The following is a 14,768-nucleotide window of genomic DNA, read 5'->3' as shown; positions in this document are numbered from 1 at the left end:
GAAGAATCAAAAAAAGCCCGGCTCGTGCCGGGCTTTTTTATCGCGACCTCAGACCTCGAGTGTCGCCAGGTCGCCCTTGTCTTCCAGCCATTGCTTGCGGTCGCCGGCGCGCTTCTTCGCCAGCAGCATGTCCATGAGCTTCTGCGTGCCGTCGTCCGTCTCGACGGTGAGCTGCACGAGGCGGCGTGTGTCGGGGTGGATGGTGGATTCACGCAGCTGCGCGGGATTCATCTCGCCCAGACCCTTGAAACGCGTGACGCTGACGGCGCCCTTCATCTTCTCGCGCTCGACCTTTTCCAGCATCAGGCGTTTTTCTTCCTCGTCGAGGCAATAGAACACCTGCTTGCCCACGTCGACGCGGAACAGTGGCGGCATGGCCACGAACACGTGGCCCTGGCTGACCAGGGTGGGGAAGTGCTTCAGGAACAATGCCGAGAGCAGCGTGGCGATGTGCAGGCCGTCGGAGTCGGCGTCGGCGAGGATCACTACCTTGCCGTAGCGCAGGCCGGAGAGATCGTCCTTGCCGGGATCGCAACCGATCGCCACGGCGAGGTCGTGCACTTCCTGCGAGGCCAGCACCGCGCCCGATTCGACTTCCCAGGTGTTGAGGATCTTGCCGCGCAGTGGAAGGATCGCCTGGAAATCCTTGTCGCGGGCCTGCTTGGCCGAGCCGCCCGCCGAATCGCCCTCGACGAGGAAGAGTTCGGTACGGGTGAGGTCGGTGGCCGCGCAGTCGGCGAGCTTGCCGGGCAGGGCGGGACCCTGGGTGATCTTCTTGCGCACCACCTGCTTGGCCGCCTTGAGGCGTGCGCTGGCCCGCTCGATGGCGAGTTGGGCGATCTTCTCGCCGGTGTCCACGTGCTGGTTGAGCCACAGGCTGAAGGCGTCGTGCACCACGCCTTCGACGATGGCCGCGGCGCTGCGCGAGGAGAGACGCTCCTTCGTCTGGCCGGCGAACTGCGCGTCCTGCAACTTCACGCTGAGGACGAAGGCCAGCCGCTCCCATACGTCTTCCGGCGCCAGCTTCACGCCACGTGGGAGCAGGTTGCGCAGGTCGCAGAATTCACGAATGGCGTTGGTGAGGCCCGAACGCAGGCCGTTCACGTGCGTGCCGCCCTGTGCGGTGGGAATCAGGTTGACGTAGCTTTCCTGGACCAGGTCGCCTTCCGGCAGCCAGGCGAGGGCGACGTCGAGCGCGTCGGTTTCGCGCGAGAAATGCTTCACGAACAACTCGGCCGGCAAGGCCTCGGCGCCCTGGAGTTCACCGCGCAGGTAATCCGGCAAGCCGTCCTCGAAATACCACTCCGTGGTCTCGCCGGACGCCTCGTCGAGCAGGCGCACGGTGAGCCCGGCGCAAAGCACGGCCTTGGCGCGAAGCAGGTGCTTCAGCTTCGAGACGAGGATGCGCGGTGTGTCGAAATACTTCGGGTCGGGCCAGAAGCGCAGCGTGGTGCCGGTCTTCTTCTTCGGGACGCTGCCGATCACCTCGAGATCGCTCGCGCGATCGCCGTTGGCGAAGCTCATCCGGTATTCCTGGGCATCGCGGCGGATGGTGACGTCCACGCGCGTGGACAGCGCGTTGACCACCGAGACGCCCACGCCATGCAGGCCACCCGAGAAGGCGTAGTTCTTGTTGGAGAACTTGCCGCCCGCATGCAGGCGCGTGAGGATCAGTTCGACGCCCGGTACCTTCTCTTCCGGATGGATGTCCACCGGCATGCCGCGGCCATCGTCGGTGACTTCGACCGAGCCGTCGTTGAAGACGGTGACCTCGATGGTCTTCGCATGGCCCGCGAGCGCCTCGTCGACGGAGTTGTCGATGACTTCCTGGGCGAGGTGGTTCGGCCGCGAGGTGTCCGTGTACATGCCGGGGCGGCGCTTGACGGGGTCGAGACCGCTGAGGACTTCGATGTCTGAGGCGTTGTAGCGAGTATTCATGGTCTTCGCGGGTGTGACGTAGCCGGGCAGGATGGGGTCAGGTCCCCAGGATGGTCAAGCCTGACGCGTGTCCGTGTCAGCCCGTGAGATTGACCGATGGCGGACCGTGGTGGGAGCCGACCCTGTCGGCGATGGGTGCTTCAGATCGGCGCGCAGTGCCACTCCAGCCATTCGCGGTCGGCACCGTCGAGCAGGGGGGACAGCGCGGCGCGGACGGTGGCGTGGTAATCGTCCAGCCACGCCCGTTCCGAAGGCTCCAGCAGACGGGGCTCCAGGCCGCGGCGGTCGAAGGGGCAGAGCGTCAGCGTCTCGAAGGCCAGGAATTCACCGAACTCCGTCGAGTCGGCCTGGGTCACCACCGCGAGGTTCTCGTGGCGGATGCCATGGCGGCCCGGCTTGTACAGGCCGGGCTCGATCGAGGTGATCATTCCCGTCTCCAGTGGCACCAACGCGCCTCCGGCCACGGGCGGGCGGATGCCGTGCGGACCTTCGTGGACGTTGAGGAAGTAACCCACGCCGTGGCCCGTGCCATGGCCGAAATCCATGCCGGCGGCCCAGAGCGGCGCACGGGCGAGGGCGTCCAGCTGCGGTCCGCTGGCGCCCTTGGGGAAACGCGCGCGCGACAGCGCGATCATGCCCTTCAGCACGAGGGTCGAGTCGCGGCGCTGTTCGTCGGTGACCGGACCCAGCGCGAGCACCCGCGTGATGTCGGTGGTGCCCCCGAGGTACTGGCCGCCGGAATCGACCAGCAGCAGTCCCTTGGCGGCCAGGGGGCTGAACGAGGCTTCGGTGGCGCGGTAATGCGGCAAGGCGCCGTTGGCCTGGTAGCCGGCGATGGTGGAGAAGCTCTCTCCGACGAAACCGGCCTGCGTCTCGCGCGCCGCGCGCACGATCGTGTCCACGTCCAGTTCCGTCAGCGCCTGGCCGGCGGCGAGCGCCGCCTCGATGCGCCGGAATGCACGGGCCAGCGCGGCGCCGTCGCGGCGCATCACGTCGCGGATATGGTCCAGTTCCTCCGCGGTCTTGCGCGCCTTCTGCGCGGTCGACGGATGTGGCGCGCGCACCTGCTTCACGCTGCCGGGCAGGCCTTCCAGTACGGAAACGACGACGCGGCCGGCGTCGTACATCAATGTCGCATCGTCCGGCAGCGCGGCGATCGCCGAGGCGACGGTGCCGTAGTCGGCCAGGGCGATGCCATCGGTGGCCAGCGAGGCCTTCAACCCGGCCGGCACCTTGGCGGCGTCGATGAAAAGCGTTGCCCGCGCGTCCTCGATCAGGAAATGGGCCAGGAAGACCGGGTTGTATTCGACGTCGGCGCCGCGAAGGTTGGTCAGCCAGGCGATATCGTCGAGGCTGGAAAGCAGGTGGTGCGTGGCCCCGGCCCGGCGCATCGCCGTGCGCACGTGGCGCAGCTTGTCGGCGCGTTCGACCGTGGCGAACGGGGCCGCGTGGGCGTAAACGGAAGCCTCGGGCCGCGGCGGCCGCTCGGTCCAGACGGCGGCGGGCAGGTCGAGGTCGGTGCGCAGGCGGGCACCGGCGGCTTCCAGGCGCCTGGACAGGCTTTCGGCGCCGGCGACGGATACGCTATCCCCGGCCACGGAGACGACGTCGCCGGCGCCGAGCTGCTCCGCGAGCCAGGCCACGTGTTCCGGCGTGTGCGCCACGTTCAGTTTCATAAGGGGAAGGCCGCTGCCGGCCAGTTCGCTCTCGGCCTGGGCGAAGTAGCGGGAATCGGTCCACAGTCCGCCGCCGGTCGCGGTGACCACCAGGGTGCCGGCCGATCCGGTGAAGCCGGACAGCCATTGGCGCGCCTGCCAGCGTGGTGGCAGGTACTCGGAGAGGTGTGGGTCGGCGGTGGGCACGACGACGGCGGCGACGCCTTCGCGGCCCATGGCGGCGCGAAGAGCCTGGAGGCGGGCGGGAATCGGGGAGGCATTCATCCGCACATGGTATCGGGAGAAAGGACGGTGGGAAGCAAGGAGGGGTGGGAAGCCCCGGAGCACCGGAGCGCCGGAACACCGGGAGTACCGCACCGGGTCGGGCCAGGGTGCGGAGGGGCGCTTCGGCTTTCTATTCAGGTACCACTCGCGAGTGGGGGCCCGCTTAGGTAAAATACAAATTTCCAGCACTGGCTGCTCGCATGACTCCCCTGATTTTCGTCACCGGCGGTGTGGTGTCTTCCCTTGGGAAAGGCATCGCAGCGGCGTCGCTTGCCTCGATACTCGAGGCCCGCGGTCTTTCCGTGACCATGATGAAGCTCGATCCGTACATCAACGTGGATCCGGGCACCATGAGTCCCTTCCAGCACGGTGAGGTCTACGTCACCGACGATGGCGCGGAAACCGATCTCGACCTCGGCCACTACGAGCGCTTCGTCCGCACCCGGCTGACCGGCAAGAACTCGATCACCGCCGGCAAGATCTACGAATCGGTGATCCGCAAGGAGCGCCGCGGCGACTACCTCGGTGCCACCGTGCAGGTGATCCCGCACATCACCGACGAGATCAAGCATTCCATCCACGAGGCCACCCGCGGCTTCGACGTGGCCCTGGTCGAGATCGGCGGCACCGTCGGCGATATCGAATCGCTGCCGTTCCTGGAGGCGATCCGTCAGTTGCGCATCGAGCACGGGCCGGAGAAGTGCATGTTCGTGCACCTCACCCTGGTCCCGTATATCAAGGCGGCGGGCGAGATCAAGACCAAGCCGACCCAGCATTCCGTGAAGGAACTGCGCTCGATCGGTATCCAGCCCGACGTGCTGCTGTGCCGTTGCGAGGAACCGCTGCCCGATGGCGAGCGGCACAAGATCGCGCTTTTCACCAACGTGCCGAAGAACGCCGTCATCAGCACGATCGACGTCGATGTCATCTACAAGCTGCCGATGTGGCTGCACGAGCAGGGCCTGGACGAACTCGTCATCAAGCGCCTGGGCCTCGACGCCGGTCCGGCCGACCTCTCCAGCTGGGAGCGCACGGTCGAGGCCGTCGAGCATCCGCGTGACGAGGTCACCGTGGCCATCGTCGGCAAGTACGTCGAACACAAGGACGCCTACAAGTCCCTGGGCGAGGCGCTGCGCCACGGCGGCATCAACCAGTCGACGCGGGTGAACCTGCGCTGGGTCGATTCCGAAGACGTGGAGGCACGCGGTGCCCGCGCGGTGCTTGGCGATGCCGACGCCATCCTGGTGCCCGGTGGCTTCGGCAAGCGTGGCTTCGAGGGCAAGATCCTCGCCGCCCAGTTCGCCCGCGAAACCGGCATCCCGTACTTCGGCATCTGCTACGGCATGCATGCCGCGGTGGTCGAATTCGCCCGCAACACGGCGGGGCTGCCCCAGGCCGATTCCAGCGAGAACGACCGCAACACGCCGGACCCCGTCATCGCCCTCATCACCGAGTGGACCACCGCCACCGGCGAAACCGAGCAGCGCAGCGAGCGCTCCGATCTCGGCGGCACGATGCGCCTGGGCGCGCAGGAATGCCGCCTGAAGGCAGGCACGCTGGCACGCGAACTGTATGGCGAAGACGTGGTGCGTGAGCGTCATCGCCATCGCTACGAGTTCAACAACCGCTACCGGCAGTCGTTCGAGGACCTCGGCATGGTGATCTCGGGCAAGTCGATGGACGACCTGCTCGTGGAGATCGTCGAACTGCCGCGCCAGGTACACCCGTGGTTCCTGGGTTGCCAGGCCCATCCGGAATTCACCTCCACGCCGCGCGAGGGCCATCCGTTGTTCATCGGCTTCGTGCGCGCCGCGCGCGAATACAAGGCCGTCCGCGACGGCGACAAGCTCGCCATCCGTTCCGAGGAGTCCGCCGCATGAAGCTTTGTGGTTTCGAGGCCGGTCTCGACCAGCCGCTGTTCCTGATCGCCGGTCCCTGCGTCATCGAGTCGATGCAGCTGCAGCTCGACGTCGCCGGCAAGCTGAAGGAAATCACCAGCCGTCTCGGCATCAACTTCATCTTCAAGTCGAGCTTCGACAAGGCCAACCGCTCGTCGGGCGCCAGCTTCCGCGGTCCGGGGTTGGAAGAGGGCCTGAAGGTGCTCGAGGCGGTGAAGCGCCAGATCGGCGTGCCGGTCATCACCGACGTGCACGAATACACCCCGATGAACGAGGTCGCCGCCGTCGTCGACGTGCTGCAGACCCCGGCCTTCCTCTGCCGCCAGACCGACTTCATCCAGAACGTGGCCCGCGCCGGCAAGCCGGTGAACATCAAGAAGGGCCAGTTCCTCGCGCCGTGGGACATGAAGAACGTGGTGCAGAAGGCCTTCGATGTCGGCAACCACGACATCCTCGTCTGCGAGCGTGGCGCGAGCTTCGGCTACAACAACCTGGTCTCCGACATGCGTTCGCTCGCGGTGATGCGTGAGACGAATTGCCCGGTGGTCTTCGACGCCACCCATTCGGTGCAGTTGCCGGGTGGCCAGGGCACCAGCTCCGGCGGCCAGCGCGAGTTCGTGCCGGTGCTGGCACGCGCGGCGGTCGCCGTCGGCGTGGCCGGCCTGTTCGCCGAGACCCATCCGGAACCGGCGAAGGCCCTGAGCGATGGCCCGAACGCCTGGCCGCTCGACCAGATGGAAGAGTTGCTCGAGACCCTGATGGAGCTCGATGGCGCCGTGAAGCGCCGCGGATTCAAGAACCACGCTTGATCGTTCCCCTGGAACGGTATGATTGACGGAATCCGGCGGGCGATGCGCCGGCATTCCAATGGCGGAGCCGCAAAGGCCCCGGGGAGACAGGCTGGATGACCGAGGACAACGCGACCCACGACGCCGGCGAACCCCGCCAGCGTGCGGCACGCATGCCGCAGTCGGGTCACGGCATCGCCTCGTTCGTCATCGCCCTGGTTTCCGGTGTCGTCGTCCTGGCCGGCATCGTTTTCTCCGCGCTCATGGTCGCTTCGGGCGATCCGGAGCAGCACCTGCCGATATTCGGCTTCGTCGGCCTCGTCATCTGCGCCTTCCTCGTCCTTTCCCTCGTCGGGCTGGTGCTGGGCTTCATCGCCCTGCGCCGGCAGGACCGCCGCCGCACGTTCGGCGCGGTCGGGCTCGGACTGAACGCACTCATCCTGATCGGTACCGCCGGCCTCGTGCTGGTCGGTACCTTCCTTAGTCATTCCAACTCGTAACGGGAACCGCATGACCACGTCCATCACGAAGATCCACGCCCGCGAAATCCTCGATTCCCGCGGTAACCCCACCCTCGAGGCCGAGGTCACCCTGGCCGACGGTTCCTTCGGTCGCGCCGCCGTGCCGAGTGGCGCCTCCACCGGCACGCGCGAAGCGGTCGAACTGCGCGACGGCGACAAGGGCCGTTACGGTGGCAAGGGCGTGAAGAACGCCGTGGCCAACGTCAACACCACGATCGCCTCCGCGCTGAAGGGTTACGACGCCGCCGACCAGAAGGGCCTCGACGGCAAGCTCATCGCGCTGGATGGCACCGAGAACAAGGGCAAGCTGGGCGCGAACGCCTTGCTCGGCGTCTCGATGGCCGCCGCTCACGCCGCGGCCGCGTCGAAGAAACAGGCCCTCTGGCAGTACCTGATGGTGGACGGTGGCGGTTCGCTGCCGGTGCCCATGATGAACATCATCAACGGTGGCGCGCATGCGGACAACAACGTCGACGTGCAGGAGTTCATGGTGCTGCCGGTCGGTGCGCCCAACTTCGCCGAGGCGCTTCGCTACGGCGCCGAGATCTTCCATGCGTTGAAGTCGGTGTTGAAGGGCCGCGGCCTCAACACCTCGGTGGGCGACGAAGGCGGCTTCGCACCGAATCTCAAGTCCAACGTGGAAGCGCTGGACACGATCCTGGAAGCGGTGACCAAGGCCGGCTACAAGGTCGGCAGCGACATCCTGCTCGGCCTCGACGTGGCCAGCTCGGAATTCTTCAAGGACGGCAAGTACGACCTGGAAGGCGAGGGCAAGGTGTTCACCCCGGAACAGTGGGTGGACACGCTGGCGTCGTGGTCGAAGCAGTACCCGATCGTCACCATCGAGGACGGCATGGCCGAAGGCGACTGGACCGGCTGGGCGCACCTCACCAAGGCCATCGGCGAAGGTATCCAGCTGGTTGGCGATGACCTCTTCGTGACCAACCCGAAGATCTTCCAGGAAGGCATCGACAAGAAGATCGCCAACGCCATCCTGATCAAGGTCAACCAGATCGGCACGCTGTCCGAAACGCTGGAAGCCATCGCCATGGCCGATCGCGCGAAGTATGCGGCGATCGTCTCGCACCGCTCCGGTGAAACCGAGGACACCACGATCTCCGACATCGCGGTGGCCACCACCGCCACGCAGATCAAGACCGGCTCGCTCTGCCGCACCGACCGCGTGGCGAAGTACAACCAGCTGCTGCGTATCGAGGAAGCGCTCGGTGCCAAGGCGACGTACGCCGGCCGCAACGCCTTCCCAAGCCTGTCCAAGCTGCCCGGCTGAGTCGTGCCTTGAGTAACGCGGCAATCCTGCGCTGGATCGGCCTGATCCTCGTCATCGTCCTCATCGCGCTGCAGCTGAAGCTGTGGGTCGGCGGTGGGGGCATGGCCGAGGTCGATTCGCTGCGTGAGTCGGTCAAGAAGCAGACCGAGGAAAACGCCAGCTTGCAGAAGCGCAACCAGGCGCTCGCCGCGGACGTGGAAGACCTGAAGCACGGCGAGCAGGCCACCGAGGCGCGCGCGCGCCAGGAACTGGGCCTGGTCAAGCCGGGTGAGACGTTCTACCAGGTGGTGGAGCCGGGGGCCGCGACCAGCGCGCCGCCTCCGCCTCCGCCCATCGCCCCCGGCGGCCAGTGATGGACGCGCTCTGGTGCGTGGTGCCGGCCGCCGGAAAGGGTGTCCGGGCCGGCGGGGACCGGCCGAAGCAATACCAGTGGCTGGCTGGCCGGCCACTCATCGATCACACGCTGGAACGGTTGGCGGCCCATCCACGTATCGCCGGTTTGCTGGTGGCCATCGCGGCCGACGATACGCATTTCGCGGCTACCGAAACCATCGGCGGCAAGCCGTTGATCGTCACCGTCGGCGGCAGCGAGCGCAGTGCTTCGGTGCTGGCCGGCCTGCATGCGTTGCCGGCTGGCGTGGCGGATGACGAGTTCGTGCTGGTGCACGACGCCGCGCGGCCGTGCGTGCGCGCGGGCGACATCGAACGCCTGGTCGAACTGGCGGGGAAAGGGGAGGGCGGCCTGCTCGGGGCGCCCCTTCGCGATACCCTTAAACGTGCCGACGCAGGGTGTCACAGCATCGCCACCGAACCGCGCGATGGTCGCTGGCGTGCCTTCACGCCGCAGATGTTCCGCCGTGGTGCGCTGGCGCATGCACTTCGCCTTGCCGCCGAGGCGGGTATCGTGGTGAGCGACGAGGCGATGGCCATGGAGCGTACCGGCGTATCGCCGCTGCTCGTGGAAGGATCGGAAGACAACATCAAGGTGACGACGCCGGCCGATTTCGCGCTGGCGGAGTTCCTTCTAGGGAGGACACGGTAATGCGCATCGGCCAGGGATTCGACGTCCACGCGTTCGGCGAAGGCGACCACGTGATGCTGGGTGGCGTGCGCGTGCCGCATGGGCGGGGCGTGCTCGCGCATTCCGACGGCGACGTGGTGCTGCATGCGCTTTGCGACGCCTTGCTCGGCGCCCTGGCGCTGGGCGATATCGGTAAACACTTTCCGCCTTCGGACGATCGCTGGCGCGGCGCCGACAGCCGCAGCTTCGTCCGCGCCGTGGCGGCCATGCTGTCCGAACGCGGTTATGTGCTCGGCAACGCCGACATGACGGTCATTTGCGAGGCGCCGAAGGTGGGCCCGCACGCCCAGGGCATGCGCGAGATCATCGCCGCCGACCTCGGCGTGGACATCGACCGCATCAGCATCAAGGCGACCACCACCGAGACGCTCGGCTTCACCGGGCGCCGCGAGGGCATCGCCGCGCTGGCGACGGTGCTGGTGCTGCGCGCATGAGCGAGAACGAGCCGCGCGCCTCCACGCCTCGCCTGCACGACAGGCTGGAGACGATCGTCGACCTCTTGCGTCGCCGTGAAGGCTTGCTCGCGTTCGCCGGAGCCGCGCCGGACGGCGACGAGGCCGCGCTGGAAGCGGCCGATGCGGAACTCCAGGCGCGGCTCGACGAATTGCATCCGGCCGACCTCGCGGACGTGCTGGAATCGCTGCCGCTGGAAGACCGCCTCGCGGTGTGGCAGCGCGTGCGTTCCGACCGCGATGGCGACATCCTGCTCGAAGTGTCCGATTCGGTTCGTGAGTCGCTGATCGCTGACATGGACGACCGCGAGATCCTCGCCGCCGTCGAACCGCTGGACGCCGACGAACTCGCCGACCTCGTCGACGACCTGCCGACCGAGGTGCTGCCCGAGCTGATGGCCAGCCTCGACGCGCAGGAGCGCGAGCGCGTGCAGGCGGCCATGTCCTACGAGGACGACCAGGTCGGCGCGCTGATGGACTTCGACATGGTCACCATCCGCGAGGACATCAGCCTCGAGGTGGTGCTGCGTTACCTGCGCCGCTTCGACGAACTGCCCGCGCAGACCGACAAGCTCTTCGTGGTCAACTCGGACAACGTGCTTACCGGCGTGCTTCCGCTGCACTGGCTGCTGGTGAACTCGCCGGAGAAGATGGTCCACGAGATCATGGCGCCCGACGTGAACACGTTCCGTCCGGAGGACGACGCTTACGACGTGGCCCAGGCGTTCGAACGCTACGACCTGGTCACCGCGCCCGTCGTCGATGCGCAGCAGCGCCTGATCGGCCGCATCGCCGTCGACGCGATGCTCGATTTCATCCGCGAAGAGAGCGAAACCGAAGCCTTGTCGCGCGGCGGCTTGCGCGAGGAGGAAGACATCTTCGCCTCCGTATGGAAGTCCGTGCGCAATCGCTGGGCCTGGCTGGCCATCAACCTGATCACCGCCTTCATCGCCTCGCGCGTCATCGGCTTGTTCGAACACTCGATCGAGAAGCTCGTCGCCCTGGCCGCGTTGATGCCCATCGTCGCCGGTATCGGCGGCAATTCCGGCAACCAGACCATCACCATGATCGTCCGCGCGATGGCGCTGGAGCAGATCGGCGTTTCCCAGGCCCGGCGACTGTGGCGCAAGGAGATGGCGGTCTCCCTGGTCAATGGCATCGTGTGGGGTGGCGCGATCGGCATCGTCGCGTGGCTGCTTTACGGCAGCGTATCGCTGGGTCTGGTGATGATGTCGGCGATGACGCTGAACCTGTTGCTCGCCGCCTTCATGGGCGTGGGCATTCCCATGCTGATGACGAAGCTCGGGCGCGACCCCGCGCTGGGTTCGAGCGTGCTCATCACCGCGATGACCGATAGCGGTGGTTTCTTCATTTTCCTCGGCCTCGCCACGCTGTTCCTGCTGTAAAGGCTTTCCATGAGCGACAACGAACTTCCTTTCGCCTTCGGCGCGCCGCCGCTGCGTGCCCGTTTGCGCTCGACGCCCGAGGATTTCTTCGTCGAGGAACTCCTCGGCTACGAGGCCGATGGCACCGGTGAGCACGCTTTCCTCGTCGTGGAGAAGCGCGGCGCGAACACGGACTGGGTGGCGCGGGAACTGGCCAAGTTCGCCGGCACCGCACCGATGAACGTGGGCTACGCGGGCATGAAGGATCGCCACGCGGTGACCCGGCAGGTGTTCACGGTGCAGTTGCCGGGCAAGGCCGATCCGGACTGGTCGGCGTTTCCGCACGCCGACGTGACGATCCGTTCGCTCGGCCGGCATTCGCGCAAGATCAAGCGGGGCGCGCTGCGCGGCAATCGCTTCGTCCTCGTGTTGCGCGAGATCGACGGCGATCGCGCCGCCGCGGAAGCGCGGCTGGGCGAGATCGGCAAGCGCGGCGTACCGAATTATTTCGGCGAGCAGCGCTTCGGTCTTGGCGGCAACAACGTCGCGCAGGCGCGGGCCATGTTCGGCGGCCGCCGTGTCGATCGCGACAAGCGGTCGATCCTGCTCTCGGCGGCGCGCTCGCATATCTTCAATGGCGTACTCGCGGAACGTGTAGCCGCCGGTTGCTGGGATGCGCCGATGGATGGCGAGATCTGGTCGCTGGAAGGGTCGCGCTCGTGGTTCGGGCCGGAACCGTTCGACGCAACGCTGGCGGAGCGGCTCGCACGGTTCGATATCCATCCGTCCGGGCCTCTGTGGGGGCGTGGCGAAACGCCTGCCGCGGATGCGGCGGGCGAGTTGGAGCGAGCGGTGGCCGCGCGCGACGAGGACCTGGCCAAAGGCCTGGTCGATGCGCGCATGGACCAGGAGAGGCGCGCCTTGCGCCTGCAGCCGCGCGAGTTCGCGTGGCGCTGGCTCGAGGATGGCGCGCTGGAGATTTCGTTCGGATTGCCTGCGGGGGCTTATGCCACCACGGTGATCCGCGAGGTCGCGGCGACCCTGTAGCCATCGCCGACAGGGTCGGCTCCCACCAAACAGACGGCGAACCTGTGGGAGCCGACTTATCGGCGATCCCGCGGCAGCGGGCAAGCTAGCCGCAGCAGCCATTCGCCGCTGAAGCGGCTCCCACAACAGCGAAGCTTGCCGCTATCGAGGAAACTTGCCGCTATCGGGGATGAGTGAACCCGGCGGCAGGATGAAGAGACCTGGTGGCAGGATGAGAGGACCTGGTGGCAGGATGAAGGGACCTGGTGGGAGCCGACTTGTCGGCGATCCCGCGGCAGCGGGCCCGGATGAGGCAAGCCCCCATCACCCCTTCAACAAGACGACAACCGCCCCCGTACCACCCTGCATCGGCCGCGCCGAGGCGAACGCCACCACGTCGTCCCTTCGCCGCAACAACCGGTCGGTCAATCCCTTCAGCACCGGCCCGGCCGCCTTCGAGCGTAATCCCTTGCCGTGAATGATGCGCACGCAGCGCACCCCGTCGCGACGACACTCGGCGAGGAACTCTGAAATCGTCAGCTGCGCCGCCGCCACGTTCATCTGGTGCAGGTCGACGTCGGCCTGGATGCTGAATTGCCCACGCTTGAGCTGCTTCAGGAGTTTCGGCGGATAGCCATCGCGCAGATAGGACAGTTCTTCACCCACCTCGAGGTCGGCGGGATCGTAGTCGAACAGCAGGGAATCGGCGGGCACGGCCGCCTCGTCGGCATCGCGCATGTGCGGATGCGGCTCCGGCCTCGGGCGGTCGGGCACGGCCTCGACGGGCGTCATGGGGCGAACGTCGCCGATCGCCTCGCGAAAGAGACGGCTATCGTCGTCATGTACCGTCGAAGGGCGTCGCTTCATGGCTCCCATCCTAGCGGGCTTTCGTGAATCCGGCTGCCCGGTCCGGTAGACTTGGACGGTCGGGCGGCTTTCCCTGAGGTGGGGCCGCCGCACCCGTTTTTCGATCTGGATCAGCATGCAAGTTCTGGTTAGCAACGACGACGGCGTGGAGGCCCCTGGCATCCAGGTGCTGGCCGGGCGTCTGGCCGAGTTCGGTACGGTGACGGTCGTGGCGCCGGACCGCGACCGATCCGGCGCGAGCAATTCGCTCACCCTCGATGCGCCCATCCGCGTGCAGCGACTGGACGACGGCGCCTATCGCGTCGCCGGCACGCCCACCGACTGCGTCCATCTCGCGCTGTCCGGTCTGCTCGATCATGAGACGGACATCGTGGTGTCCGGCATCAACAACGTCGCCAACCTCGGCGACGACGTGATCTATTCGGGCACGGTGTCGGCCGCGATGGAAGGGCGTTTCCTCGGCCTTCCGGCGATCGCCGTGTCGCTGGTGACGCGCGAAGGTTCGGGCCGCCACTTCCATGCCGCGGCGAACGCCGTGCTCATGTTGATGCGCCGGCTGATCGTCGACCCGCTGCCGGCCGACACGATCCTCAACGTGAACGTGCCGGACCTGCCCTGGGAACAGATCAACGGGTTCGAAGTGACCCGGCTCGGCAAGCGCCACCGGTCGGCGCCCGCGATCCGCACCGCCGACCCGCGTGGCCGCACGATGTGGTGGATCGGTCCGCCGGGCGAGATCGAGGACGATGGTCCCGGTACGGATTTCGACGCCGTCCGTCGCGGCTATGTTTCCGTCACGCCGATCCATACCGACCTCACGCGCTTCCAGGCGCTGGAGAAGGTCAGCAGCTGGGCACTGTCGCTGTCCTCGGCCATGGACAACGAGGAGGCGGCCTGAGGTGGTGAACCTGCATGCACTTCCGCCTTCCGCGCTGCGCGGCGAGGGAATGACTTCCCAGCGCGCGCGCGATCGCCTGGTGGCGAAGCTCGCCGAAGAGGGCATTCGCGACGAACGCGTGCTCGAGGTGATCCGCCAGCTGCCGCGCCATCATTTCATCGACCAGGCGCTGCACAGCCGCGCCTACGAGAACACCGCCCTGCCGATCGGCCATGGCCAGACGATCTCGCAACCCTGGATCGTCGCGAGAATGACCGAGGCGCTGATCGAGCATGGCGTGCCCGGGCGCGTGCTCGAAATCGGCACGGGTTCCGGTTACCAGGCCGCCGTTCTCGCCGGCATCGTGCCCACGGTCTACACCGTGGAGCGTATCGAGGAACTGCTGCGCCAGGCGCGGCGGCGTTTCCGCCAACTGGGCATCGAGAACCTGCGCTCGCGGCACGACGATGGCAAGCTCGGTTGGGAATCGGAGGCGCCGTTCGAAGGCATCATCCTCACCGCCGCCGGCGATCGCATTCCGTCGAAATTGCTCGACCAGTTGAAACCGGGTGGCGTGCTGGTCGCCCCCGTGGGCAGCCCCAGCCAACAGGTGCTCGTGCGCTTGCGCAAGGACGAGCACGGCGCCGTGATCCGCGAGGACCTGGGCGCCGTGAGTTTCGTGCCGCTACTCGGCGGCATCGGTTGAT

The 14,768-nt window shown here is 67.0% G+C and carries 14 protein-coding genes; 11 read left to right on the top strand and 3 right to left on the bottom strand.

Annotated elements, in window-relative coordinates:
- Positions 1–48 precede the first annotated feature (48 nt).
- A complete protein-coding gene (parE, locus tag AB6730_RS16470) occupies positions 49–1,938 on the bottom strand; it encodes a DNA topoisomerase IV subunit B (protein WP_371024682.1) in 1,890 nt (629 codons plus the stop codon).
- A gap of 140 nt (positions 1,939–2,078) precedes the next feature.
- The gene (locus tag AB6730_RS16465) at positions 2,079–3,878 is read right to left on the bottom strand and encodes an aminopeptidase P family protein (protein ID WP_371024681.1); all 1,800 of its coding nucleotides are present in this window, start codon (positions 3,876–3,878) and stop codon (positions 2,079–2,081) included.
- A 200-nt stretch (positions 3,879–4,078) separates the two neighbouring features.
- Between AB6730_RS16465 and AB6730_RS16460 the strand changes: the two genes are divergently transcribed.
- The 9 genes from AB6730_RS16460 (at position 4,079) to truD (ending at position 12,338) form a co-directional block, all read left to right on the top strand.
- Entirely contained in the window at positions 4,079–5,758 is a 1,680-nt protein-coding gene (locus AB6730_RS16460) for a CTP synthase (protein WP_371024680.1), read from the top strand.
- On the top strand, positions 5,755–6,585 hold the full coding sequence (gene kdsA / locus AB6730_RS16455) for a 3-deoxy-8-phosphooctulonate synthase (RefSeq protein WP_371024679.1): 831 nt from the start codon (positions 5,755–5,757) through the stop codon (positions 6,583–6,585). The genes AB6730_RS16460 and kdsA overlap by 4 nt, the downstream gene beginning before the upstream one ends.
- Before the next feature lie 95 nt (positions 6,586–6,680).
- Positions 6,681–7,064 carry a hypothetical protein gene (locus AB6730_RS16450; protein WP_371024678.1) on the top strand — a complete coding sequence of 128 codons (384 nt, stop codon included), beginning with the start codon at positions 6,681–6,683 and terminating at the stop codon, positions 7,062–7,064.
- A gap of 10 nt (positions 7,065–7,074) precedes the next feature.
- The gene (gene eno, locus AB6730_RS16445) at positions 7,075–8,373 is read left to right on the top strand and encodes a phosphopyruvate hydratase (RefSeq protein WP_371024677.1); all 1,299 of its coding nucleotides are present in this window, start codon (positions 7,075–7,077) and stop codon (positions 8,371–8,373) included.
- 23 nt (positions 8,374–8,396) lie between these two features.
- Complete coding sequence (gene ftsB, locus AB6730_RS16440; protein ID WP_371024707.1) at positions 8,397–8,726, top strand: cell division protein FtsB; 330 nt, start codon at positions 8,397–8,399, stop codon at positions 8,724–8,726.
- Positions 8,726–9,415 (top strand): 2-C-methyl-D-erythritol 4-phosphate cytidylyltransferase, encoded by a 690-nt coding sequence (ispD, locus tag AB6730_RS16435; protein WP_371024676.1) that lies wholly within the window; start codon positions 8,726–8,728, stop codon positions 9,413–9,415. Before ftsB ends, ispD begins: the two co-directional genes overlap by 1 nt.
- Positions 9,415–9,888, top strand: coding sequence for a 2-C-methyl-D-erythritol 2,4-cyclodiphosphate synthase (gene ispF, locus AB6730_RS16430; protein ID WP_371024675.1), 474 nt, complete (start codon positions 9,415–9,417; stop codon positions 9,886–9,888). The genes ispD and ispF overlap by 1 nt, the downstream gene beginning before the upstream one ends.
- Positions 9,885–11,312, top strand: a complete 1,428-nt coding sequence (mgtE, locus tag AB6730_RS16425; protein WP_371024674.1) for a magnesium transporter — start codon at positions 9,885–9,887, stop codon at positions 11,310–11,312. Before ispF ends, mgtE begins: the two co-directional genes overlap by 4 nt.
- A gap of 9 nt (positions 11,313–11,321) precedes the next feature.
- Positions 11,322–12,338 carry a tRNA pseudouridine(13) synthase TruD gene (gene truD / locus AB6730_RS16420; RefSeq protein WP_371024673.1) on the top strand — a complete coding sequence of 339 codons (1,017 nt, stop codon included), beginning with the start codon at positions 11,322–11,324 and terminating at the stop codon, positions 12,336–12,338.
- Positions 12,339–12,641: 303 nt separating this feature from the next.
- Here the strand turns inward: truD and AB6730_RS16415 are convergent, their stop codons facing one another.
- On the bottom strand, positions 12,642–13,184 hold the full coding sequence (locus AB6730_RS16415; protein ID WP_371024706.1) for a Smr/MutS family protein: 543 nt from the start codon (positions 13,182–13,184) through the stop codon (positions 12,642–12,644).
- A gap of 115 nt (positions 13,185–13,299) precedes the next feature.
- Between AB6730_RS16415 and surE the strand changes: the two genes are divergently transcribed.
- On the top strand, positions 13,300–14,082 hold the full coding sequence (gene surE, locus AB6730_RS16410) for a 5'/3'-nucleotidase SurE (RefSeq protein WP_371024672.1): 783 nt from the start codon (positions 13,300–13,302) through the stop codon (positions 14,080–14,082).
- Positions 14,083–14,131: 49 nt separating this feature from the next.
- Positions 14,132–14,767, top strand: a complete 636-nt coding sequence (locus AB6730_RS16405; RefSeq protein ID WP_371024671.1) for a protein-L-isoaspartate(D-aspartate) O-methyltransferase — start codon at positions 14,132–14,134, stop codon at positions 14,765–14,767.
- Position 14,768: the final 1 nt, after the last annotated feature.

This window comes from Luteibacter sp. RCC_6_2, from assembly GCF_041360655.1.
Classification (GTDB): Bacteria; Pseudomonadota; Gammaproteobacteria; order Xanthomonadales; family Rhodanobacteraceae; genus Luteibacter.
The sequence above is the reverse complement of the archived record's forward strand: the minus strand, read 5'-3'. Positions and strand labels throughout refer to the sequence as shown.

Excerpts from the sequence above, each read along its gene's own strand:
- parE (WP_371024682.1), bottom strand. The coding sequence starts at position 1,938 with ATGAATACTCGCTACAACGCCTCAGACATCGAAGTCCTCAGCGGTCTC.
- AB6730_RS16465 (WP_371024681.1), bottom strand. The coding sequence starts at position 3,878 with ATGAATGCCTCCCCGATTCCCGCCCGCCTCCAGGCTCTTCGCGCCGCC.
- AB6730_RS16460 (WP_371024680.1), top strand. The coding sequence starts at position 4,079 with ATGACTCCCCTGATTTTCGTCACCGGCGGTGTGGTGTCTTCCCTTGGG.
- kdsA (WP_371024679.1), top strand. The coding sequence starts at position 5,755 with ATGAAGCTTTGTGGTTTCGAGGCCGGTCTCGACCAGCCGCTGTTCCTG.
- AB6730_RS16450 (WP_371024678.1), top strand. The coding sequence starts at position 6,681 with ATGACCGAGGACAACGCGACCCACGACGCCGGCGAACCCCGCCAGCGT.
- eno (WP_371024677.1), top strand. The coding sequence starts at position 7,075 with ATGACCACGTCCATCACGAAGATCCACGCCCGCGAAATCCTCGATTCC.
- ispD (WP_371024676.1), top strand. The coding sequence starts at position 8,726 with ATGGACGCGCTCTGGTGCGTGGTGCCGGCCGCCGGAAAGGGTGTCCGG.
- ispF (WP_371024675.1), top strand. The coding sequence starts at position 9,415 with ATGCGCATCGGCCAGGGATTCGACGTCCACGCGTTCGGCGAAGGCGAC.
- mgtE (WP_371024674.1), top strand. The coding sequence starts at position 9,885 with ATGAGCGAGAACGAGCCGCGCGCCTCCACGCCTCGCCTGCACGACAGG.
- truD (WP_371024673.1), top strand. The coding sequence starts at position 11,322 with ATGAGCGACAACGAACTTCCTTTCGCCTTCGGCGCGCCGCCGCTGCGT.
- AB6730_RS16415 (WP_371024706.1), bottom strand. The coding sequence starts at position 13,184 with ATGAAGCGACGCCCTTCGACGGTACATGACGACGATAGCCGTCTCTTT.
- surE (WP_371024672.1), top strand. The coding sequence starts at position 13,300 with ATGCAAGTTCTGGTTAGCAACGACGACGGCGTGGAGGCCCCTGGCATC.
- AB6730_RS16405 (WP_371024671.1), top strand. The coding sequence starts at position 14,132 with ATGACTTCCCAGCGCGCGCGCGATCGCCTGGTGGCGAAGCTCGCCGAA.